The organism is Sulfurimonas sp. (assembly GCF_026991475.1).
Classification (GTDB): Bacteria; Campylobacterota; Campylobacteria; order Campylobacterales; family Sulfurimonadaceae; genus Sulfurimonas.
This window is the reverse complement of the sequence record NZ_JALXBK010000094.1, coordinates 94526-113813: the sequence shown is the minus strand read 5'-3', so window position 1 is coordinate 113813 and position 19288 is coordinate 94526. Positions and strand designations below refer to the sequence as shown.

The window sequence follows — 19288 nt, the reverse complement described above, 5'->3', positions numbered from 1 at the left end:
CAGGTTATTTGCAAACAAAACTTGATACTATGGATGAAGCAAAAAAGACTGTAAAAGATGTCATAGCCAAGTTTGTAAAAGAGGGTGTTACCGCGGATGAGTTGGAGCAGACAAAGAAATTTTTACTTGGTAGTGAACCGCTTCGAGTAGAGACAATGAGTCAAAGGCTTAACCGTACTTTTATGGACTACTACAAAGGTTTTGCACTTAATCACTCTGAGATAGAATTAAAAAAGATAAAAGAGTTAAAACTTAAAGATCTCAACAACTTCATAAAATCACACAAAGAGATACTCGAACAAAGTTTCGCAATAGTCACAGAGTAGTATCTTGACACTCATTGGACAGATTGACCGCATACTTTTTGAAGGTGATGACGGTTTTTTCATCGCAGTTTTAAAAAGTGGTGAGAGGGTAAGTGGAAGCTACTTTGAGAGTGATGTTTCAAACATTAAGGGTTCTGCCATTACTCTTGAAGGTGAGTGGCATGAGCATAAAAAATATGGTAAAACTTTTAAATTTGATGCCATAAAAGTCAATCAAAATGAACTTTTTTTCTTCTTAAATAAAATCATAAAAGGTTTTACAAAAAAACTTGCAGCTGACCTAATAGAGCATTTTGGCTCAGAAGAGCTTGTTAATATTCTTGACAATGATATTGAAAAATTGTTGGAATTTAAAGGCATAAAAGAGAAACGTCTTAAAAAAATTCAAACTTCATGGAAGCAGTTTCGCTCTATGCGTCGTTTGGGTGAATTTCTTACTCCCTATGAAGTCTCCCCTGTTTTACTCACCACTATAGCTACAGCGATGAAAGATGTGGATGAGCCTTGCACAAAGATTAAAGAAAATCCCTACATTCTTACAAATATTAATTCTATAGGTTTTAAACGTGCGGACGAACTTGCGCTTAAAATGGGTATAGCACCAGAGAATGAGAAACGCATAAGCTCTGCGATGGATTATGTTTTGCTTAACTATTGTGAGGCGCAGGGGAACTCCTGCATCGCAAAAGAGGTGCTTTTTGGTGGACTTGATGAGATGCTTGGGTTTACAGATAAGAGGCATCTTTATGAAGCGGCTTTGGTTGAGCGAGTGGCAGAACAGAGCATAGTGGTGATGAAAAATGAGAGAGTTTCACCTGCACGGCTCTATGATGCTGAGAAGTTTTTGTATGATGATTTTCGCACACGAGCGAAGCATGACAGTGGCGGTTTTGTGAAAAATCTTGATGCTTTTTTAGAAGAGAGTTCACTTAAACTTGGAGCTGAACAAAAAGAGGCAGTTCAGATGATAAACAATGGCGTAAGTCTTCTTTTTTTAGTGGGTTATGCGGGAACTGGAAAGAGTACAACAAGTAAAACGATACTAGAGATACTCAACACAAGATATGATGCAAAAGAGATAATGACCTGTGCCCTAAGTGGTATAGCCTCTCAAAGAATTAGCGATACAACAGGCTTTGAGTCTGCTACTATTCAGTCTCTTTTAGTCAAACATGAGGGAAGTGATATGTTTCCTTATTCGGTTGTCTTAATAGATGAAGCTTCGATGATAAACTCCTCTTTGTTTGCACGCTTAATGAGTAAGATTTCTAAAAAGGCTATTGTCATAATTGTAGGAGATGATGCCCAGCTACCACCTATTGGTGCTGGAAATGTTTTGAGTGATGTTCTTACTTTAGCGCTTGCCCCTATTGTAAAACTTACAAAGATTTATAGACAGAGTGAGGAGCAAGCCATTGCACTTATAGCCAATCAAATCCGTCAAGGAGAAGTGCCTGAGTATAGAGCCAAATATGATGACTTTGAGTTTATAGATTTGAGTATTGCCAACTACTATGCTCTAAAACAGCAACTCTCTCAAGAAGAGCTAAAAGAACTGCGAGAACAAAATTCTCAAAATATCATAGCAGAGATGCTGCATCGTGTTGTGGAGTCCATAGAAAAAGCGAGATACCGACTTAACAATAAGCAGATAAAAGAGTATTTGAACTATTTTCAAGTGATTACTCCTATGAAAGGTGGCTCTTTGGGTACCACAAATCTCAACAAAGTTTTGCAGGAGTATTTTAACCCTAATCCTAAAAAGTGCATCAAAAAAGGGGAGCAGGAGTTTCGTTTGATGGACAAGGTGGTACATACAAAAAATGAAAATATGACTGCATGGAGTGCTGATGGCTTTAAAATGGGTGAAGATGCAAGTGAGAGAAGAATTTTTAACGGGATGAGTGGACTGCTTTTTAAAATAGACTCCCAAGAGGAGCAGGCATTTGTTTTTTATCCAAATGAGGATGTGGTCGTGCAGTATGAGTATGATGAACTTCGCTCACATCTTATGCTATCATACGCACTCACCGTGCATAAAGTACAAGGAATGGAGTATGACATAGTTGTTATTCCTATGAGTTTTACGCACTTTATTATGCACAATACAAAATTAATATATACTGCAATAACAAGGGCAAAACATAAGTGTATCCTCATAGGAGAGGGCGCTGCGTTTGAATCTGCTTGTAGGCGTGTCGAAGTGACACGCAGAGACACTGTTTTGCTTGAACTTTCTATTTAAAGAGTTTCTCTAAAGCTTTTTCATCACTTAAGTTTTCTATACTAATAATTTTTTTATTCTCAAGATGCACAACTACAATTTTATCTTTGTTCATCCCTTTTGAATACTCAGCAGAGAGTTTATCATTGTTAATTAATAAGATTGGAAATTTAAGCTTTTTTAAATCAGGAAGAATAAATAGCTTCTTAATAAGTGAAGGTGCAGGGCTTACGTCTGCTACATAAAGAGCATTATGTTCTTGTAAAAAATTTGCAGGTTTTGACTCAAGAAATTTATTACAAATGTGACCAGTTGGCTTTGCAAATGAGAAAAAGACAATTTTTGTCTCTTTAGAGATGGTTTGTGGCTTTTCATTTTGATCATTAAGTTTAAGCTCAGAGAGACTTTTGCTTACAACAAGTTTAGGTGTGGCATTTGCTGCTTGTTCATCACTTTTAGAACTACATCCTATAAAGCTAAACGCAACGATAAGGGCTAAGATAATATTTTTCATATTTACTCCATTTTGATTTTTTGTATAATACAAAATTAATTACATGATTATAATATGAATTAGATTTACTTAAGTTGATTAATAAATTTTAAAGTAATAAAACTTAGTGTAGAATGACACAAACAAAAGCAGATACAATCGCACCAGTGCGATGAGCCTCCTGCTGAAGGAAACCAAGTGTTAACGTAGCCAATGGAATTACTTCCATTGGCGTGATGAAAAAGAAATAGGTTCCCTTCATTTTGTGAAACAAAATTAAGGAATAGTAGTATGGCATGGGCAACAGCAAGACATATATTAGTAGATAGTGAAGCAAAGTGTAATGAGTTAAAAACAGAGATAGAAAACGGAGCTGATTTTGCAGAGATTGCAAAACAGTACTCTACTTGTCCATCATCAAATAATGGTGGAGATTTAGGGCAATTTGGACCAGGGCAGATGGTGCCTGAGTTTGACAAGGCTGTATTTAGCGGTGATGTCGGCGTGGTTTACGGACCTATTCAAACGCAGTTTGGCTACCACCTTTTAGAAGTGACTGGTAGAGGCTAGAAAATGGCAACAGAGGTAAAAGTAGCAGCCGTGCAGATGTCAATGAGTGAGGATAAAGTCTCAAACATTGCAAAAGCAAAACGCCTTGTAGAAGAGGCGGCAAAAAATGGCGCGCAAATTATACTTTTACCTGAGCTCTTTGAGGGACTCTACTTCTGTAAAGATATGGATGAGAAGTACTTCTCATGGGCTGCGCCACTTCAAAATAATAGACTAATAGCCGAGTTTTCAGCACTTTCACGTAAACTTGAAGTGGTTGTATTGGTCTCTTATTTTGAAAAGGCGGAGAATGCTTACTATAACTCTTTGGTTGTGATTGACAAGGGTGATATGCTGCAAAATTATCGTAAAACACATATTCCCGATGGTCCTGGGTATGAAGAGAAGTTCTACTTCGAGCCGGGCAATACAGGTTTTCAACTCTATGATACAAGCTTTGGTAAAATTGGTGTAGGAATATGTTGGGATCAATGGTTTTGTGAAACAGCACGTGCTTTGACGCTAAAGGGTGCTGAGATTATCTTCTATCCGACAGCCATAGGAAGTGAGCCAGAGATTGGGCTGGATTCAAAAGAGCATTGGCAGCGTGTACAGATGGGGCATGCCGCGACAAATACAGTGCCTGTTGTCGTAGCGAATCGTTACGCAAAAGAGGTGGGAGAGAGCTGTGAGCTTATATTTTATGGCTCTTCATTTATTACAGATTATACAGGTGCAAAAGTAGCTGAAGCGAGTCGAGATAAAGAGGCAATACTTTACGCTGCGTTTGACCTAGAAGAGAATGCAAAACAGAGAGAGTACTGGGGACTTTTGCGAGATAGGCGACCTGATATGTATAAAGATATTTGTTAGATATTTTGTAAAATAATAGCTTCCAAATCCTCAAGCTTTGCAGAGGTGATGTCGCCAAATTGTGTACGGTTAAAGGTTTGTTGTCGTTTTGCAAGCTGGGCAGTATGAGTTGTGATGTTTTGAAGCATCTCCTCTCTACTCACCTTTGCATCAAGATACTCTAGAACCTCTACAATGCCAATAGCACCCATAGGATGAGGGGAGCGTGTGTACTTTTGTTCAAGGTAACAAACTTCATCTATTAACCCCATCTCATACATTTTCTGAGTACGTAGCGCTATTCTTTGTCGTAACACTTCACGCTCTACATCAATGTTAAAAACATGCAGGTTCTCTATAACAGGCTGTGGTGGATGCGTTTGAAACCACTCTGAGGGAGTGAGCTTGGAAGCTTCATAAATAAGCAGCGCTTTTTCAATGCGGTAGCGGTCATTTGGTGCTATTTTTTGCATATACTCACTATCAAGTGAAGAGAGAAGTCCATAACACTCTTCTAAATTTTGAAGTTTCCTTTCTACAATTCGCTGCGTTTGGCTTGTGATTTTAGGAAGTGGGGAGAGTCCATCAAGCAGAGATTTGAGATAAAAGGAGGTGCCACCAACGATAATGAGGTTCTTGTCATCTTTTTGGCATGCCGCTACTGTCTTTTTGTATAAATCTATAAAAATATCAACACTAAAGTATTCGTTAGGGTAGAGTTCATTAATGCCAAAATGTTTTACTGCGTTTAACTCACTCTTTGATGGTTTTGCCGCGACGATGTCTATCTCTTTGTAGATGCTGAGCGAGTCTATAGAGAGAATGTAGGCATCAGTTTTTTGTGCAACACTAATGGCTAAATCACTCTTTCCTGATGCGGTGGGTCCAATGATGGCAAGTTGTTTCATAAATGAATTATAGCATTTTAAGATTGTAGCTCAAAAAGTGCATAAAGTGGGTTGTGGTCGGAGATATTTTTTGTCTCTATTGCCGCTGCGTTTAGCGGGGTAAGACCTCTGTAATAAATGTGGTCAAGCTCATGTGAAAATATCTTTTTTACATGATGCTGCTGTTTAAATGCAAGTTCACACAAACCTAACTCCTTTTGAAAATCATTGAGTAAGTTAAGACGCTTTTTGTTCCAGTTATTAAAATCTCCTGCAACAATAAGAGGCTCTTTGATGGGCAAGAGCAGCTCTTTGATTTTAGAGAGTTCATCTGCAAAAGTTTTTAAAGGTACAAAATTAATAGCATGGATATTTACTAGGTAGAGTGTTTGTTTGTCACAGAGTTGATGTTTGGATATAAGAAAACTTTTATGTGTGCTAAATCCAAGCTCTTTTTTTGTGGAGAGGGAGCTTATGCTGTCGTGAAAGAGAGATTTTGTGGCGGTTAAAACGCCAAAAAGATTCTCTTGTGTTTGAATGTTTGCAGCAAGAGAAAAGGAGTACTCTTGGAAAAAAAAGCGACTCTTTTTTGGGTATTTTACTTCTTGAAGCAGAAGAATATCACTTGGATTGTTTTGCATAAGGGTAGAAAAACTTTTTTGAAACGCATCTGTTTGGTTCTCTTTATGAATATTCCATACAAGCAGAGAAAATTTACACGCCAAAGAATTTTTTTGATGCTGTAGATTTTTTGCTGACTCTGTTGGAATAAACATATTTACAGCACCGGAGAAGTGAGTCTTGCCAAGCGTGTTATGAGTTTAAAAAGAAAAGGTTCATGGCTTATTTGTGCAATATCAAGTGCATAGGAATTTTTAAAATCTTCTTCAAACATCATTTTTATCTCTTGTGCAAATGCTTTATCTGAGATAAGTGCTGCAATTTCAAAATTGAGTCTAAAAGAGCGGTTATCCATATTCGCTGTACCTACAGTTGCATGAAGAGAATCAATTAACATGACCTTTTGGTGTAAAAAGCCATCGTTGTAGCGAAAAAATTTCACACCTGTCACCGCAATGTTTTCAAAATAGGTAAATGCAGCGAGATAGACTAAAATATGATCCGCTTTTGCAGGAATTAAAATGCGAACATCCACCCCTCGAAGTCCTGCAAGTTGCAGTGCCTTAATGATAGCCCTGTCTGGAATAAAATAGGGGCTCGAAATCCATATACGCTCTGTTGCAGCATTGATGGCTTGGAGGTACATAAGTGAAGCAGTCTCGACAATATCAGAGGGAGAAGATGGTACTATAAGAACTTTTTTATTCTCTTTTTGTGAGAGTAGTGGCGTCCATCGTAGGTTTTCAATATGTTTTTCAGTTGCCCAATACCAATCTTCAATAAATGTTTTTTGAACGGCGATGGTGGAGGGACCAGTAATTTTTAAGTGGGTATCTCTCCAATGTCCAAATTTTTTCTTTTGAGAGAGATACTCATCACCAATATTAAGCCCGCCAAGCCAGCTTGTTATGCCATCGACTATGACTATTTTACGGTGATTTCTAAAGTTGATTTGAAATCTGTTTTTAATACCCTTTTGCGTATGAAAATTGTACACCTCAATCTTTGCTTCTCGCATTGTGTTGAGATAACTCTCAGGGAGTTGGTGGCTTCCGATCTCATCATATATGAAGTAGATTTTTACGCCCTCTTGCGCTTTTTTAATGAGGCTTTGTTGTACTTTTCTTCCAAGCGTATCATCACGGACAATATAAAACTCTAAAAGTACATACTCTTTTGCCTTGGCAATTCCCTCTAAAATACTTGCAAAAGTTTTCTCGCCATCAATGAGCAGTTCAAGTTCATTGGCTTGAAAATAGGGCATTTTTGCAAGATGTTGGAGACTCTTTTCAAATGATCCTAAAGAGGAGTCTTGTGGTACATACTTCTCTATTTTAGTAAGTCTGTTTTTGAGTTTATTTGCGACCACTTCTTCTGCCTCTTTACGCGCAGATGTATAGCCCTCAAATTTACTTCTTCCAAAAAACCAGTAGAGGGGAATGGCAACATAGGGTAGAGTAATAAGAGATATTACCCATGCAGTAGCACCTTGTGAAGTTCTTGCAGTCATTAAAGCATCAAGAGCTAAAATAAATCCAAGGAGATGAAAAAGAAGTAGCAGGCTAAGAAGCATTAGAGAATCTCAGCATCTTCAGTGGTGTCATTCAGGAGTTTTGGCTCTTGCGTTGGCGCAATGTTTCCACTCAGTGCTTTTATAAGTTCACTCTCTTGGGCTTTATCTAACTTTCCACTAGCAACGGTATCTATGATTTTTTCAGCAATACGCATTTTTGTCATATTCTCTTGTTGGTGAAAGTATTTGTCTAAATTGTCTTGATAAGAACGCAGTTTATCTTCATGACGCTTTTTAAAATAGTAGTAAATAAAAAAACTAATAATGATAAGTAGAAAAAACGCCATAATTAAAATGTATCGCTCTATTTCTGTATTGTTGTCATGTTGCATCTGCATCATTTGCATCTCTAAAAGTGTTTTATCTTTTTTCCCTTGCACTATGATTTTTTCTTTTTCAAGTTCTTTTTTAGTATCTATTTTTTTTAGTTCTATTGCTTTTGATTCTGCTAGTTTTGCTTCTAGCTCTTGTTGTGTTTCTCCAATATTACACGCGGAAAAAAGTAGGGTTATTGTTATTAAAATTAGTAATTTCATTCTTTTTAATACCTCGGTAAATTTTATAAATATTCTACTTAAAAATTTGTTTGATAGATATTAAGTTTCAGACTATAATAATTAAGCACAATTTGAATATAATTTGTCTATGAAGCAATATAATTATCTCTACGACGATTCTAAAAGTTTCCATAATTTTTTGCAAGCGTCTCAAATCAGTACAAGTCATACGGCTGTTTTAATACAACTCTTTAGTTCACAATCAAAAGAGATTCTTGAAGATATAGCTTCCCAAATCACTAAAGAACTTCCGAATGCTTTGCTAGTAGGCGCTTCAACAGCAGGTGAAATTGTTCATGGTGCAATTTATGAACACAAAACAGTTGTAAGTATTTCTGTTTTTGAAAAAACACTGTTGCATGCTTATTATGCAGTAGCAGATGATTCTTATACTTTAGGACAATCACTCTCAAAAAAAATTTTTAATAAAAATACAAAATGTGTTATTACTTTTTTAGATGGATTAAATCACAACGGAGATGAGTACCTTCAAGGCTTAGAGAGCCATAATTTTCAAAAGGCCGTTGTTGCTGGTGGTATGGCAGGTGATTTACTCGATTTTGAAAAAACATATACTATTTATAAAAATAAAATCTTTTCTGGCGGTGCTGTATGTGTGGCACTTGAGGGTGAAGAGTTGGAAGTTTTTGAAGATTATAACCTTGGTTGGCGACCAATTGGTTCTACATTTTTGGTCACGAAAGCAGATGGTGCAAGAGTTTATGAGATAAATAATCGACCTATAAAAGATGTATATACAGAAGTACTTGGAGATTTTGCAGTTGAAAATATGCCTGCTTCAACCATAGAATTTCCCTTACTTTATGAAGATAATGGTGTCCTTATCGCCCGTTCAATGTTTAAGCTAGATGATGATGGAAGTATTGTGTATGGTGGAAATATTGATGAGGGGCAAGAGGTTCGTTTTGGAATTGGAAGTCGTAATCTTGTAAACAAGTACAATCCAAAAAGTGAGATAGAAGATGAAGATACCTTGCAGGCTTGTTTCATCTACTCTTGTGTTGCTAGAAAACAGTTCTTAGGTAAAGATCTAGAAAAAACTTTTCGCATTATTGAGCAAAAAGCACCTGCAAGTGGTTTTTTTACATATGGAGAGTTCTTTTATTCTCAAGAGAAGTCCAAATTTTTAAATGTTACTACGACATTACTTTTTTTACGTGAAAAAAATACGCAACTTTTAGAGCACTCTATTTCAGAAAATCGTAAATTTTATGATAACTCTAAAACAGATAATGTACTGTTTCATTTTATGGATTATGTGACAGGAGAGCTCCGTGAACAAGAGAAAAATTTCAAAGCATCAAAATTTAAACTTGATGAGTTTTTAAAAGCCTTAGAGAGTGTTGTAATTATTGCACGAGTGGATGTTACGGGAAGTATTAAATATATTAATGGACAGTTTGAAGAGATTAGTGGTTATATGTCTAGAGAATTGATAGGAAAAAATTACACTATTTTAAAAAGCACCAGTACTTCAAAGGAAGATTTTGATGCAATTTTACATGAGATCCGAAAAGGAAAAATATGGAGTGGACAGCTAACACATGTCGCAAAAAATGGCACTATTTTTTATGTACATAGTTCTATAATACCTATTCACGATGAAAAGCATAATATTTTAGAATATATGGTCATTAGTGAAGATGTGACAGATTTGGTAAAGAGTAAGCAAAAAGCGCAAGAGGCAGAAGCGGCACAGTCTATGTTCTTAGCAAATATGAGCCATGAGATACGCACACCTATGAATGGGATTATTGGCTTTAGTGAACTCTTAGAAAAAACAGAGCTAAATCAAACGCAGCAAAAATATGTAAAAGTAATTGGGAGTTCAACAAAAGTTTTACTTGATATTGTGAACGATATTTTAGATTCTTCAAAAATAACACATAAAAAGATTGTACTTGAGAAATTATCTATCAATCCATATGATGAATTTAAAACTACATTTGAGCTTTTACAACTCTCTGCGGACGAAAAATCTTTAACATATATATTTGATATAGATACCAAAATTGCGAACTGTCTAGTGAGTGATTCTGTACGTTTACGTCAAATTATCATAAATTTGCTCTCTAATGCCATAAAATTTACACCAAGTTTTGGAACTGTTCATTTTAAAATAATGCTGCAAAGTGATGAAAAAGAGCAACAAAATATACGTTTTAGTATAAAAGATAGTGGGGTAGGCATAGTAGAGTCAAAAATTAAAGAGATTTTTAAACCATTTGCACAGGCGGATGCCTCAACTACTAGAAAATTTGGAGGAACAGGGCTTGGTCTTAGTATAAGTTCCGATTTACTCAAGGTTTTTGGAAGTGAACTTAAGGTGGACTCTCAAGAGGGAAAAGGGAGTGAATTTTATTTTAATATTGTTTTTCAAAAGTGCCATGAAAGTAGTGCTTCTTTAGAAAAAGATACAAATCTTTCTTTTTGCGAGAAAAATAATAATTGCAATGACTTATACTTAAATGTACTTGTTGCAGAAGATTATGATGTAAATAGAATGTTGATTGAGTCAATTTTTGAAAAATATGAAAATGTTACACTTACTTTTGCTGTTAATGGAGATGATGCGATACGTAAGGTAGAAGAAAAATCTTATGATTTGATTTTGATGGATATAAATATGCCTATAAAAAATGGTATTGATGCAACAAAATATATACGACAAGAGTTACATCTTAGTGTGCCAATAATAGCATTAACTGCAAATACGCTTGAGGATGATAAAAAAAGATTTTTAGAGTGTGGTATGGATGGGTATTTAAGTAAACCTATAGATATAAATAGGCTTGAAGAGATTTTGTGTAAGTACTCAAAATCGCAGAATCAAATGAATACAATCTATATAAAAGAGATAGTGAATAGATTAAGGACAAAAGTAGGGCTTAGCGAAGCGGTATCATTGAATCTTTTAAAAACTTTTTTATCAAGTGTTCACGAGATATTGCCAGAGTTGCAAGAGGCTATTGCGCTTAAAGATATGCAAAAAGTGTATGAAAAAGCACACAAATTAAAAGGTGCTGCAGGTGCTCTCTATATTGACAATATTTATGATGTTATGAAAGAGATTGAACAGAATGCTTTAGAAAAAAAAGTATTGGATTATAGTGCTGAATTAAACGCAGTCACGAAACATATTAAAATGATTGAGCAGGCACTAGGTTAATATCATCCAACTTTAAATCACTTTTAGCTAAAATGGCTCTTATTAATTTACAAAGGGAATTATTTGCAAAGAGTACTGAAAAAAGCGAAAGATTTTAATGAGCTTGTGATGTTTGAACACTCTATATTTTCACTGCCTTTTATTTTTATTGCCATGGTTGTTGCAGCGGATGGTTGGTTTGGCTATTGGTTGCTTTTGATGGGTGTTTTAGCAGCACTCAGTGCAAGAAACTTTGCAATGGGTGTAAATCGTTACGCCGATAGAGACATTGATGCACAAAATCCTCGAACTGCCTCTCGTCCTAATGTTGATGGGCGTTTGGATGCTATGAGTATTTTGATTTTTATTGTTGTAAACGCAGCGATATTTATCACCGTTGCATATATGATAAACAGCCTTGCATTTGCTCTAAGCATTCCTATTTTGGCAGTTTTAGGCTCTTACTCTTACTTTAAAAGATTCTCCTCTTTGGCACATGTTATTTTGGGCATATCTTTAGGACTTGCCCCTATTGCAGGTGTGGTTGCTGTCACTGCTACCATCCCTTTATGGTCGGTTCTACTCTCTCTTGGTGTGATTTTTTGGGTTGCTGGATTTGATTTGCTCTACTCTCTACAAGATATTGATTTTGATAAAGAGAAAAATCTTCACTCTATACCTTCAAAGTATGGAGCAGAGGCGACACTTTTCATCTCTGCTCTTTTTCATTCTCTTGCAGTGCTTTTTTGGATTTTGTTTGTTTGGGCGGCTCATCTTGGATTTTTCGCATTTGTAGCAGCAGTTGGAAGTGGGTTTGTGCTTTACTATGAACAGACTTTGGTGCGTCGTGATTTTACAAAAATAGATAGAGCATTTTTTACAGTTAATGGTTATTTGGGCATCGCTTTTTTCATCTTGATTGTAATAGATAGGATGCTCTCATGAGTACACCGCGTCTAGTTCCAGCACCAATAAGCATACAATTTTCTCAAGCTGATTTAGATAAAGCACTCTATGAGCGAGAATACCAACAGCTTAGTGAGAGTGATGATGATCCAATTAGCCAGTGGCTAAAACTTGCAAAAGCAAGAGGCGAAACAGCAGAGAGTGACCCTATACTGCTGAATCTAATGGTAGAGCTACATAGAAAAATAGATGCACTAGAGATGTTTTTAAAAAATGAAGAGCCTAAAAGAGTCTCTTTGACTTGTGAAGCTGCAATAAAAGCTATAGGTTTTGAGCACTTTGAATTAAAAGATGCTCTTTTAGAAGAGGGAGTACTTTACTATGGGCGCATAGATATGCCGGTACATCCTAGACGCGATATTGGTGTCTTTTTCAAAGCACTTTCACCCTCTCTTGTAGAGATTGTAAAAATGCATGAGAGAGATGAAAAAGAGTGGGCGGCATATATGACAGCTCGTGAGCGTGTGCTTATACGTGAAATGCGAGAGAAAAAATCGTGAATATAGCAAACCTAAATCTTTCGTTTAGTCTTGAATATATTGTTATCCTTATGGCACTAATCATTTTGTATCTGCTCTATTATGTTTTTACTAAAGATGCAAAATATACAAAGAACATCCGTTCCGTTGCTTCTGTTGTTGAAGATGCAAATCGTGAAATATATTATCTCAAAAAAAAGCTAGAGCAAACGCAGCAGAGTATTCAAAAAAATTCGCAGCGAATGAATGATGATGAGATATACCAAGAGATAGAGAGAAGTGTTTATGATATGCAGCAACCTCTAGCTCTTGCACTCAAACAGATGCAAAATAACATTGAATCTATTGAACTTGAGATAGATGCTCGAATATCACAACTTGAGAGTGGCGTTAGACAGATTTCCATTCCCTCTTCTTTGCATGCAAATGATGATGAAAAAATCATCTCTTTGTATAAGCAGGGTGTTGATATTGAAATAATTTCAAAAGAGCTTCATCTTGCCCAGCCTGAAGTTGAATTTGTACTTAAAATAAATAAGATAAAGTAGCCTTTAGTGTATAGTGCAGATAGAAAACTTTTTACTTTAGTGAGTATTTTAATAGGTATAGGAATTGTCCTCTCTTATACACTTACCCCATATACAACACTGCTTTTTGATGTAAGTCAATTTCATTTTGTTATTCGCCAATCTATTTTTGGTTTACTTGGTATTAGCATTATTTTTGGACTCTCTCAGTTAAATCCAGACAAATGGCTGAAGCCAATTGGTTTGACACTTTTTGCTGTTTCACTTATTTTAATGATTGCTATGCCTTTTTTACCAGAGAGTGTTGTTTCTGCTGTTGGTGGTGCAAAAAGATGGATAAAAGTTGCGGGATTTTCTTTAGCACCAGTTGAGTTTTTCAAAGTTGGTTTTGTCTACTTTTTGGCATGGAGTTTCTCCAGAAAACTTGGGCATCATGACGGTATGGGACTTAAAAATGAGTTTAAAAGATTTCTCCCTTATGCTGTAATATTTGTTATGGCAATGTTTATTATTGCTTTTTTACAAAAAGATATTGGGCAGGTCGTTGTTTTAGGTGCTACGCTTCTTTTTATGCTGATGTTTGCAGGGAGTAGCTTCCGTTTTTTCTTTACTATTTTAGGTGGAATTTTTACAGCTATTGTCATTTTTATATTGACAGCACATCATCGTATCTTGCGTATAAAATCATGGTGGGCGCTTGCTCAAAACTCTGTTTTGGGACTTTTACCAGATAGCATTGCAGACAAACTGCGTGTACCTGTTGAGGTAGAACCTTACCAGATAGGAAACTCACTAAACGCAATTCATAATGGTGGTCTTTTTGGAACAGGATTGGGTGATGGGACATTTAAGCTTGGTTTTTTAAGTGAAGTACATACCGATTTTGTTTTAGCAGGGCTCTCTGAAGAGTTTGGTTTTATTGGACTTTTGTTTGTTGTATTCATATTTCTTTGGATGATACAGAGAATTTTTAAGATTGCAAACCGTTCAGAAGATATGAGTATTTATCTTTTTAGTATGGGTATTGGTCTTGTTTTATCGTTTGAATTTTTAGTAAATGCGTATGGAATTAGTGGAATAACTCCAATTAAAGGTATCTCTGTACCTTTTTTAAGTTATGGCGGCTCGGCAATGTTAGGTGCTGCGTTTGGCGTTGGTATGGTTCTAATGGCATCAAAAAAAGCAAAAATGGATAAAGGGAAAAAGTTATGAAAATCTGCATAACAGGTGGGGGAACAGGTGGACATTTGATGATAGCCGAAGCTTTGGCAGAGGCGGCTGTTGCAGATGGGCATGAAATCATTTTCATAGGTTCAACAAGTGGACAAGATAGAAAGTATTTTGCTAAAAACAGCCTCTTTTCTCATGTCTATTTTTTAGAAACAACTGGTGTTGTAAATCAAAAAGGTTTAGGAAAAATAAAAGCTCTTTTTAAAGTGTTTCGAGCTTTTTTACAAGCAAAAAAGATACTAAAAGAGCAAGAAATAGATGCTGTATATAGTGTAGGTGGTTTCTCTGCTGCACCAGCTGCGTTTGCTTCCATCTTTAATGGAGTGCCACTTTTTATTCACGAACAAAACGCAGTGCAGGGAAGACTTAATGGGCTTTTAAAGAGATATGCAAAGAGTTTTGTATCTGCCTATGATGCAAATTCTCCTATCAAAGGCTATCCTATAAAAGAGATTTTTTATGAAAATGCAAGAGTAAGAGATGAACTTAAAAGTATAATATTTTTAGGTGGCAGCCATGGTGCAAGAGCCATTAATGAATTAGCTTTGAGTGTGGCAAAAGAGTTGCAAGATATGGGCATAAATATCATACATCAAGCGGGAGAGTTTGATTATGAGAGAGTAAAAAAAGCATACGAAGAGATGGGTGTAGATGTTTCACTCTATGCTTTTACAAAAGAGTTACCAGCACTTATAACGTGTGCAGATTTAGCTGTCTCACGTGCAGGAGCTTCTACTCTTTGGGAACTTACAGCAAACGGATGCCCCGCACTTTTCATCCCCTACCCATACGCCGCGGGTGATCATCAGTACCACAATGCCCAGTTTATAGTGGAGCATAATCTAGGCTGGTGTGCAAGAGAAAATGAGGATCTAAAATCAGTTCTGATGCAAATCATAAGAGAGCCTAAACTCAAAGAAAAGAGTGAAAAACTTTTGAAATATAGTACAAAAGATGTGGCTGCTACGATGATAAAAGATGTAAAGGCTATGATAAAAAATAGTTGATTTTGCTATAATACTTCAAAGGCTAAAGAATGAATGAACAAATGTTACAACAAATTAAAATTTTGAAAAAAAACTTAGTAGATGATGGTTTTGTTATTGACGGTATTTTCGGTTCATATGCTAGAGATGAATTTACTGAGCATAGTGATTTAGATTTGTTATACCATCTTGAAGATAACTTTTATAAGAAATACAAAGGTTTTATGGGATTTAAAAAACTTGATGAAATTAAGGAATTTATTTCAAAAAAAGTAAATAAAAAAATAGATTTAGCTCCAAAAAACAATCTCTCAGAAACTGCAAAAAAATACATTTTAAGTGAAGTGGTTTATGTCTAAAAAATCTATGCAGGCAAAAGTAGAATTTATACTTGAAATGATTGATAATATTGATGAAATTATTTGTCGTCATCATGGAATTGTTAAAACACTTGAAGATTTTGAAGGACAAATGGCTGTTCTTATGGGATTGTCTCAAATTGGTGAGACATTAAAGAAACTCGATGATGTCTTAGTCAAAAAGTATGATTTAAAAGACGATAGAGATGGTGCTTATTATACGCGTAATTATATTGTGCATGATTATGAAGGTGTGGATTTAGGATTTATTGAAAATATATTAAGAAGTTATCTTCCTGAATTAAAAGTAAAACTTTTAAAAATAAGCTTTGATGACTGAAAATATTTTTTATGAATATGAAAAAATTACTAATTCTCAATTTATTGAGTATGTTCAACAAAATCAACACTTACACAAATATTTTAAAAGTAGATGGGGAGAGATATATCCTTTACAGTATTGCGGGATTCTAAATTTTGATAGTAGTGATGTTTATATCTTACCAAAAATTAGTTCTCGTGAGGCAGAGAGAAATTTAGATATTTTTATTTATATGTTATTTTACTCTTATGATATTAGCATTGAAAATGAAGATATGGCTGCTGCGAAAAACAAGAAAAGTACAATTTTAGAAATTTTAGTACAGTTATTTGTAAAGAATCTTTTAAAAGAGTTGAAAAAAGGACTTTATAAAACATACATTACGCAACAAGATAATCTTACAAAATTACGAGGGAAGTATCTTCTCAATGAAAATGTAAAACATAATTTTACTCGAAATAAAATTTATTGTGAGTATGATGAATTTAGTGAAGACAATGAACTCAATAGATTTTTTCTTTTTGCTTTGCAGACACTGCTTCCTTTTGTGAAAAATAAAAAGATTTTAAAAGAGTGTGAACTTATATTGTGCGATGTAGGGACGAAAAAATTTGATATACAAAAGCTCAATATAGGTTTTGATAGAATAAATCATCGTTTTAAACAGAGTTATGAATTGGCATTATTATTACTGCAAAAGATGATACCAATGTTTACGCAAGAGAAAAAGAGCTTTGCTTTTTTATTTGATATGAATGAGTTGTTTGAAAATTTTATAGGTAAAATATATAAGAGTTTAGATAGGACGACGCAAACGCAGCGACAGAAAAATTATGGAAGTTTAGTGCTAAAACCAGATATTGTGACTTTTGATATGATTATTGATACTAAGTACAAGAAAATAGGAAGTAGAGCAGATTTAAGTGCTGCTGATAAATATCAGATGTTTGCTTATGGAACAAATTTCAAGATAAAAAATACAATGTTACTTTATCCAAAACATTTAGAAACTATTTTTGAAGATTTGAAACTTGGCAAAGATGATACAATAGTGGAACTAAAAATGAGAAGCATAGATTTGGATTTTGATGGTGGGTATGAAGAGTTTATAATTGAGATGAAAAAAAGAGTGGAGATATTGGGATGAGCGAAGAAGAATTAAGTATTATTTTAAAAAATTTGTATGAAAATGCTAAAACAAATGAACAGGTTGCGTCTATACATTTGTTTGGAATTGAATATGCTGATACCCTAAAAGGTAAAAATATTAAAAATATTGCAGAAAAAGCAACAGGAAAAGAATCTTACTATAGTGAAATTAATAAAGGTATGAGGCTAAAAAAATTATTAGAAAATAATAATTTATTAAGTGGGAAAACGAAAAATTTAAAGCAAGATGTCACTCATCAGTTAACTACGAAAAACATAATCCTCTACGGTCCTCCAGGTGTTGGAAAAACACATAATTATCAAAGATTAATTTCTATGATAGAAGAGGGAAAAGGACAAAAAGAGATTTTTGATACCATAACAGATAATGAAATAAAGCAAAAAACAGAACTTGGTAAAGCTAATTTTCAAAAGATAGAAGATGAGAAAAGAGTAGAGTTTATCAGCTTTCATCAGAGTTACTCTTATGAAGATTTTATAGAAGGATTTCGTCCAACTGAAAAGGGAAATATTGAGCTTGAGGATGGAATTTTTAAAAGAATTGTAGAAGAAGCAAGAGAAAATCTAAAAGCTTCTCAAAATAAATATATGAGTTTCAGTGAAGCATATGAAGAATTGCGAAATTTGTATTTTGAAGATAATTTTGAGCAGTTGAAAACTGTACGAGGTATTAATATTATTATTCAAGATTTTAGTGAACGTTCTTTGCGGGTGCTTTCTGAAGGTGCAAAAAATGAACAATATGTGAAGAAAAGTGACCTTGAAATTGTTGTAGAAGCTATTTTAGAAGGTAAGATAACAAAGCCTAGTGATATTAAAACGCTCAATGTAAAAAAAGATACAATATCTTTAGCCGGATATTATCTTCCAATTGCAAAAAAAATAGTTTCCATGATGCAAAAAACTCAAACAATAATAGAAAAGAAAAATTTTTATATTGTAATAGATGAAATAAACAGAGGCAATATATCTAAAATATTTGGAGAACTTATTACACTCATAGAAGAGGATAAACGAGATATTTATGAAGTGACACTGCCATATTCAAAAGATAAGTTTATGATTCCTTCAAATCTTTACATTATTGCTACTATGAACTCTACAGATAAATCAATAGCAACAATAGATATAGCACTACGAAGAAGATTTACATTTTTAAAAATGAAACCAAACAATAACTTGGTAAAGAATGTAGAAGCTCGTAATTTGATGGAGAGTCTCAATACAGAGATAAAAGGAAAACTAGGCGAAGATTTTATGTTGGGTCATAGTTATTTTATGGGCGAAACAATAGATTTAGACTTTTTAAAAGAGTATAAAATCCGCCCACTTTTAGAAGAATATTTTTATAGTGATGAAAGTGTAAATATAGATAAATTATTAAGAGGAAATAGCGATGCTTCATGAATTAGCACAAGATTTAGTAAATTTAATATTTGACTGGGGGTATGTTGGAATAGTGATTATGATGGCTATTGAGTCTAGTTTTATTCCATTTCCTAGTGAACTTGTTTTGGTACCTGCTGGGTATTTGGCTTCGCAGGGAAGTATGAGTATTTTAGCTATTATGGGAAGTGCTTTGGTGGGTAGTCTTATTGGTGCATTTATAAATTACTATTTGGCACTGACACTTGGGCGTAAGTTTCTTATTAAATTTGGAAAGTATTTTTTTATTAAAGAAGAGACACTTATAAAGATGGAGAATTACTTTGAAAAGCATGGGCATATCTCTACTTTTACGGGGCGTTTAATTCCAGGAATTCGTCAGCTTATCTCTATTCCTGCCGGAATTGCGAAGATGGATTTGGTGCAATTCTCTCTCTACACTACTTTAGGTGCAGGTATTTGGGCATTAGTGCTTACACTGTTAGGCTATTTCATAGGAACAAATGAAGCTCTTATTCATCAATACTTAAAAGAGATTACTATTGTAGTAGTTGTGCTGCTCGTAATTTTAGTCGCTGTATACTACCGTTATCAAAAGAGAAAGGCATAGTT

General features: G+C 34.7%; 19 protein-coding genes and 1 pseudogene. 15 read left to right on the top strand and 5 right to left on the bottom strand.

The genetic code is table 11. The features are described 5' to 3' along the window. Together MV589_RS08305 and MV589_RS08300 are read left to right on the top strand one after the other, a co-directional pair. A pseudogene (locus tag MV589_RS08305) lies at positions 1-326 on the top strand (insulinase family protein); the annotation flags it as partial. A 4-nt stretch (positions 327-330) separates the two neighbouring features. Continuing rightward, positions 331-2571 (top strand): AAA family ATPase, encoded by a 2241-nt coding sequence (locus MV589_RS08300; RefSeq protein WP_297433791.1) that lies wholly within the window; start codon positions 331-333, stop codon positions 2569-2571. Here the strand turns inward: MV589_RS08300 and MV589_RS08295 are convergent. Next, positions 2564-3064: a hypothetical protein gene (locus tag MV589_RS08295; protein WP_297433790.1), complete on the bottom strand. Its 501-nt coding sequence runs from the start codon at positions 3062-3064 to the stop codon at positions 2564-2566. The two genes, MV589_RS08300 and MV589_RS08295, sit on opposite strands and share 8 nt — an antisense overlap. A gap of 270 nt (positions 3065-3334) precedes the next feature. Between MV589_RS08295 and MV589_RS08290 the strand changes: the two genes are divergently transcribed. Together MV589_RS08290 and aguB are read left to right on the top strand one after the other, a co-directional pair. Then, a complete protein-coding gene (locus MV589_RS08290; protein ID WP_297433787.1) occupies positions 3335-3613 on the top strand; it encodes a peptidylprolyl isomerase in 279 nt (92 codons plus the stop codon). A gap of 3 nt (positions 3614-3616) precedes the next feature. Continuing rightward, positions 3617-4465, top strand: a complete 849-nt coding sequence (aguB, locus tag MV589_RS08285) for an N-carbamoylputrescine amidase (RefSeq protein ID WP_297433785.1) — start codon at positions 3617-3619, stop codon at positions 4463-4465. Here aguB and miaA read toward each other — a convergent pair. The 4 genes from miaA to MV589_RS08265 are packed head-to-tail and all read right to left on the bottom strand — an operon-like array spanning position 4462 to position 8061. After that, positions 4462-5352: a tRNA (adenosine(37)-N6)-dimethylallyltransferase MiaA gene (miaA, locus tag MV589_RS08280; RefSeq protein ID WP_297433783.1), complete on the bottom strand. Its 891-nt coding sequence runs from the start codon at positions 5350-5352 to the stop codon at positions 4462-4464. The two genes, aguB and miaA, sit on opposite strands and share 4 nt — an antisense overlap. 17 nt (positions 5353-5369) lie before the next feature. Beyond that, complete coding sequence (locus MV589_RS08275) at positions 5370-6107, bottom strand: endonuclease/exonuclease/phosphatase family protein (RefSeq protein ID WP_297433781.1); 738 nt, start codon at positions 6105-6107, stop codon at positions 5370-5372. A gap of 2 nt (positions 6108-6109) precedes the next feature. Next, the gene (cls, locus tag MV589_RS08270; protein ID WP_297433779.1) at positions 6110-7525 is read right to left on the bottom strand and encodes a cardiolipin synthase; all 1416 of its coding nucleotides are present in this window, start codon (positions 7523-7525) and stop codon (positions 6110-6112) included. Further along, positions 7525-8061 carry a hypothetical protein gene (locus MV589_RS08265; protein ID WP_297433777.1) on the bottom strand — a complete coding sequence of 179 codons (537 nt, stop codon included), beginning with the start codon at positions 8059-8061 and terminating at the stop codon, positions 7525-7527. Before MV589_RS08265 ends, cls begins: the two co-directional genes overlap by 1 nt. A gap of 109 nt (positions 8062-8170) precedes the next feature. Here MV589_RS08265 and MV589_RS08260 point away from each other — a divergent pair, with 109 nt between their 5' ends. The 11 genes from MV589_RS08260 (at position 8171) to MV589_RS08210 (ending at position 19286) form a co-directional block, all read left to right on the top strand. Then, positions 8171-11272, top strand: coding sequence for an FIST N-terminal domain-containing protein (locus tag MV589_RS08260; RefSeq protein WP_297433775.1), 3102 nt, complete (start codon positions 8171-8173; stop codon positions 11270-11272). 63 nt (positions 11273-11335) lie between these two features. Next, a complete protein-coding gene (gene mqnP, locus MV589_RS08255) occupies positions 11336-12196 on the top strand; it encodes a menaquinone biosynthesis prenyltransferase MqnP (protein ID WP_297433774.1) in 861 nt (286 codons plus the stop codon). Next, positions 12193-12717, top strand: coding sequence for a hypothetical protein (locus MV589_RS08250; protein ID WP_297433772.1), 525 nt, complete (start codon positions 12193-12195; stop codon positions 12715-12717). The genes mqnP and MV589_RS08250 overlap by 4 nt, the downstream gene beginning before the upstream one ends. Continuing rightward, the gene (locus MV589_RS08245) at positions 12714-13244 is read left to right on the top strand and encodes a hypothetical protein (protein WP_297433770.1); all 531 of its coding nucleotides are present in this window, start codon (positions 12714-12716) and stop codon (positions 13242-13244) included. Before MV589_RS08250 ends, MV589_RS08245 begins: the two co-directional genes overlap by 4 nt. Before the next feature lie 6 nt (positions 13245-13250). Then, positions 13251-14435 carry an FtsW/RodA/SpoVE family cell cycle protein gene (locus MV589_RS08240; RefSeq protein WP_297433768.1) on the top strand — a complete coding sequence of 395 codons (1185 nt, stop codon included), beginning with the start codon at positions 13251-13253 and terminating at the stop codon, positions 14433-14435. Next, on the top strand, positions 14432-15460 hold the full coding sequence (gene murG, locus MV589_RS08235; protein ID WP_297433766.1) for an undecaprenyldiphospho-muramoylpentapeptide beta-N-acetylglucosaminyltransferase: 1029 nt from the start codon (positions 14432-14434) through the stop codon (positions 15458-15460). Before MV589_RS08240 ends, murG begins: the two co-directional genes overlap by 4 nt. A 29-nt stretch (positions 15461-15489) precedes the next feature. After that, positions 15490-15798: a nucleotidyltransferase family protein gene (locus MV589_RS08230; RefSeq protein ID WP_297433764.1), complete on the top strand. Its 309-nt coding sequence runs from the start codon at positions 15490-15492 to the stop codon at positions 15796-15798. Beyond that, positions 15791-16138 carry a HepT-like ribonuclease domain-containing protein gene (locus MV589_RS08225; RefSeq protein WP_297433762.1) on the top strand — a complete coding sequence of 116 codons (348 nt, stop codon included), beginning with the start codon at positions 15791-15793 and terminating at the stop codon, positions 16136-16138. Before MV589_RS08230 ends, MV589_RS08225 begins: the two co-directional genes overlap by 8 nt. Then, on the top strand, positions 16131-17267 hold the full coding sequence (locus tag MV589_RS08220; RefSeq protein WP_297433760.1) for an McrC family protein: 1137 nt from the start codon (positions 16131-16133) through the stop codon (positions 17265-17267). The genes MV589_RS08225 and MV589_RS08220 overlap by 8 nt, the downstream gene beginning before the upstream one ends. Then, positions 17264-18697, top strand: coding sequence for an McrB family protein (locus MV589_RS08215; protein WP_297433758.1), 1434 nt, complete (start codon positions 17264-17266; stop codon positions 18695-18697). The genes MV589_RS08220 and MV589_RS08215 overlap by 4 nt, the downstream gene beginning before the upstream one ends. Beyond that, complete coding sequence (locus MV589_RS08210; protein ID WP_297433756.1) at positions 18687-19286, top strand: DedA family protein; 600 nt, start codon at positions 18687-18689, stop codon at positions 19284-19286. Before MV589_RS08215 ends, MV589_RS08210 begins: the two co-directional genes overlap by 11 nt. The last annotated feature ends 2 nt before the right edge of the window (positions 19287-19288 follow it).

Bases quoted from the DNA above. Each gene is read 5' to 3' on its own strand.
- MV589_RS08260 (WP_297433775.1), top strand. From the start codon at position 8,171: ATGAAGCAATATAATTATCTCTACGACGATTCTAAAAGTTTCCATAAT.
- MV589_RS08290 (WP_297433787.1), top strand. From the start codon at position 3,335: ATGGCATGGGCAACAGCAAGACATATATTAGTAGATAGTGAAGCAAAG.
- MV589_RS08220 (WP_297433760.1), top strand. From the start codon at position 16,131: ATGACTGAAAATATTTTTTATGAATATGAAAAAATTACTAATTCTCAA.
- aguB (WP_297433785.1), top strand. From the start codon at position 3,617: ATGGCAACAGAGGTAAAAGTAGCAGCCGTGCAGATGTCAATGAGTGAG.
- MV589_RS08225 (WP_297433762.1), top strand. From the start codon at position 15,791: ATGTCTAAAAAATCTATGCAGGCAAAAGTAGAATTTATACTTGAAATG.
- MV589_RS08250 (WP_297433772.1), top strand. From the start codon at position 12,193: ATGAGTACACCGCGTCTAGTTCCAGCACCAATAAGCATACAATTTTCT.
- MV589_RS08275 (WP_297433781.1), bottom strand. From the start codon at position 6,107: ATGTTTATTCCAACAGAGTCAGCAAAAAATCTACAGCATCAAAAAAAT.
- MV589_RS08295 (WP_297433790.1), bottom strand. From the start codon at position 3,064: ATGAAAAATATTATCTTAGCCCTTATCGTTGCGTTTAGCTTTATAGGA.
- MV589_RS08265 (WP_297433777.1), bottom strand. From the start codon at position 8,061: ATGAAATTACTAATTTTAATAACAATAACCCTACTTTTTTCCGCGTGT.
- MV589_RS08230 (WP_297433764.1), top strand. From the start codon at position 15,490: ATGAATGAACAAATGTTACAACAAATTAAAATTTTGAAAAAAAACTTA.
- MV589_RS08215 (WP_297433758.1), top strand. From the start codon at position 17,264: ATGAGCGAAGAAGAATTAAGTATTATTTTAAAAAATTTGTATGAAAAT.
- murG (WP_297433766.1), top strand. From the start codon at position 14,432: ATGAAAATCTGCATAACAGGTGGGGGAACAGGTGGACATTTGATGATA.
- MV589_RS08210 (WP_297433756.1), top strand. From the start codon at position 18,687: ATGCTTCATGAATTAGCACAAGATTTAGTAAATTTAATATTTGACTGG.
- miaA (WP_297433783.1), bottom strand. From the start codon at position 5,352: ATGAAACAACTTGCCATCATTGGACCCACCGCATCAGGAAAGAGTGAT.
- cls (WP_297433779.1), bottom strand. From the start codon at position 7,525: ATGCTTCTTAGCCTGCTACTTCTTTTTCATCTCCTTGGATTTATTTTA.